Origin of the sequence: Polyangium spumosum (assembly GCF_009649845.1) — a bacterium.
GTDB classification, from domain to species: Bacteria; Myxococcota_A; Polyangia; order Polyangiales; family Polyangiaceae; genus Polyangium; species Polyangium spumosum.
Window position 1 is genome coordinate 1 of the sequence record NZ_WJIE01000058.1, and the last position, 911, is coordinate 911.

Consider the following 911-nt stretch of genomic DNA (forward strand, 5'->3'; position numbering starts at 1 on the left):
AGAGGGTGTTCATCAGGATTTCCGAGCTTCCTTGCGCGACACGTCGGTGGTCGTCAGGCGTCGGAGCATCAATGCGGTCATTGCGTGAAGGACATCGGCGCGACTCGATGTGGTGGTTCGCTCGTACTCCTTGTTGAGGATACGCCATTTGCAGAGCCATCCATTTGTGCGCTCCACGACCCACCTCCTTGGCAATACGACAAAGCCGCGTAGATCATCCGTGCGCTTGACGACCTCGATGGTCAGTCCCGTGTCTGCACGAACCTTGTCGATCACGCTCCCATGATACGCGCCATCGGCCCATATGTGTTTGAGCGTAGGATACTCCCGATGGGCTTCTCGCAATAGGGGGACGGCCCCGTCACGATCTTGCGTCGATGCCGGAGTGATCAGCACGGCGAGGAGCATTCCCATGACGTCGACCAGAAGATGACGCTTTCGCCCGTTCACCTTTTTTTCCCGCGTCGAAGCCCGTTGGGCCGCCGACGTCTGTTGCCTTGACGCTCTGGCTATCAACGATAGCCGCGGTCGGCTCTGGCTCTCGGCCGGCTTTCACGCGCACCATACGGCGGAGACGGTCGTGGATGTCATCCAGGACGCCGTCTTTCGTCCACCGCTGGTACCATTGATAGACCGACGAAAGCGGTGGAAAATCATGGGGGAGCTGCCTCCATGAACAGCCGGTCCGCGTGCGGTACCGAATGGCGTTCATGATCTCCCTCGGGTGGTACTTCGGCTCCTGGAGATTCCGGATCCAGATCGGAGTCGGAGGCAGCTCGGCGATGAGTTCCCATTCGGCATCCGTCAGGTCGGAAGGATAACCCTGGCGGGAAGGCCGCTCGTCGATGCTCATGTACGGAGGTTTGGCACGACCAGTCTGGTCGGGCCAAACTTCCTGATGAACACCCTCT

Annotated in this window: 1 protein-coding gene; it reads right to left on the reverse strand. The window is 59.6% G+C overall.

The genetic code is table 11. The features are described from left to right. Nucleotides 1-12: 12 nt before the first annotated feature. Nucleotides 13-853 (reverse strand): IS5 family transposase gene (locus GF068_RS43230; RefSeq protein ID WP_153825429.1). Its coding sequence is split into 2 segments (ribosomal slippage): nucleotides 13-441 and nucleotides 443-853, totalling 840 coding nucleotides; the frame shifts between segments, so codons are not numbered across the junction. Nucleotides 854-911 lie beyond the last annotated feature (58 nt).